This is a genomic window from Methylobacterium sp. B1 (genome assembly GCF_000333255.1).
GTDB classification, from domain to species: domain Bacteria; phylum Pseudomonadota; class Alphaproteobacteria; order Rhizobiales; family Beijerinckiaceae; genus Methylobacterium; species Methylobacterium fujisawaense.
Genome location: NZ_BACT01000914.1, coordinates 1 through 1388, shown reverse-complemented (window position 1 = coordinate 1388; position 1388 = coordinate 1). Strand labels below are relative to the sequence as shown.

Here is a 1388-nt window from a genome sequence, read left to right as displayed (position 1 = left end):
TCGCCCGCTCCCTCGACCCGCGGCTTGACATGTGGACCACGGCCGAGCCGGTCGTGCGCGCCTGGATCGCCCGCAACATGGGCCCGGTCGGCCGGGCGCAGAGCGGCCTGGAGGCCCTGCGTGTGGTCTCCGACGTGGTCGGCGATATTCCGGATCTCGCCATGCGGTTGAAGCGCGTGCTGGTGCGCCTCGACGAGGCCGGAACGGGCGATGCCCGCCGCCTGGAGCGCTTCGCCCGCAACGAACGCTATCGGGCGATCTGGTCGACGCTGGCTCTCTGGGCGATTGCCGCCGGGGCGCTGATGCTGGCGTTCCGCGGGGGGTGAATCCGCACCGCGGGTCCGCGCGACGGGGGTGATCGCACGGTCCCGTCGGGCGCTGCCGGGTCGGCTCGCCCGGCTCGTGTTGCGGTTTCCCGGTCAGCCCGCGCCGTCCATCGTCGGGACCAGGGCCCGCAATTCCCGGGCAAGTTCGCCGAGACCGGTCGATCCCTTGGTGAGCACCCGGTCGGCCTGACCGGCCAGTCGGCGCCGATCCTCGGCCGTGATGTCCTTGGCGGTGAGCACGACCACCGGCACGTCGCGGCTGTCCGGGCGCGCCCGGAGCGCCCGCAGGAAGGCGAAGCCGTCCATCTCGGGCATCATCAGATCCAGCAGGATCAGGCACGGCCGTTCCGACTCGAGGGTCGCGAGGGCGCGCAGGCCGTTCTCGGCCTCGCGCACCGGAAAACCTTCGCGCTCGAGATAGGCGCAGACATGGCCCCGAACGTCCGCCTCGTCCTCGACGACGAGGATCGGCCCGCTACCGGCCGAAGGCCGGAAGCGGTCGACGATCTGGCGCAGACTTCCCCAGTCGATCGGCTTCTGCAGGTAGTCGGTGGCGCCGAGCGAGAAGGCGAGGTTCTGCTCGTCCAGGACCGTCACCATCACGATCGGTGTCGCGCCGATCTCGGGATCGGCGCGCATGGCCCGCAACACTGCCCAGCCGTCCATCTGCGGCATGGTCACATCGAGGAGCACCGCCCGCGGGTGCAGGCTGCGGGCGAGATCGAGCCCCCGCCGCCCGTCCTCGGCGACCGTTACCGAGAAGCCCTCGCGCTCCAAGAAGCGGGCGAGCAGATCCCGGGTCGCGGCGTCGTCGTCGATCACCAAGATGGTTCCGCGTTCGCCGGGACCGGCGGCGCTGTCCGCATCCGCTTCCTCCGCCGCACCGGTCTCGAAGCGGACCGGCAGGGTCAGCGTGAAGGTGGTGCCCTCCCCTTGCCGGCTCTCCACGGCGATCGCGCCGCCCAGCATCTCGGCGAAGGCACGGGTGATCGCGAGGCCGAGCCCGGTCCCGCCGAAGCGGCGCGTCGTCGAGGCGTCGGCCTGGGTGAAGCGCTCGAACAG

General features: G+C 71.7%; 1 protein-coding gene and 1 pseudogene. One reads left to right on the top strand and one right to left on the bottom strand.

The genetic code is table 11. The features are described from left to right. Nucleotides 1–326: pseudogene (locus tag I53_RS25825) on the top strand (ubiquinone biosynthesis protein UbiB); the annotation flags it as partial. A gap of 93 nt (nt 327–419) precedes the next feature. Here I53_RS25825 and I53_RS25820 read toward each other — a convergent pair. Then, nucleotides 420–1388 (bottom strand): response regulator (locus I53_RS25820; RefSeq protein ID WP_043356226.1); only part of this gene is annotated, 969 nt, incomplete at its 5' end.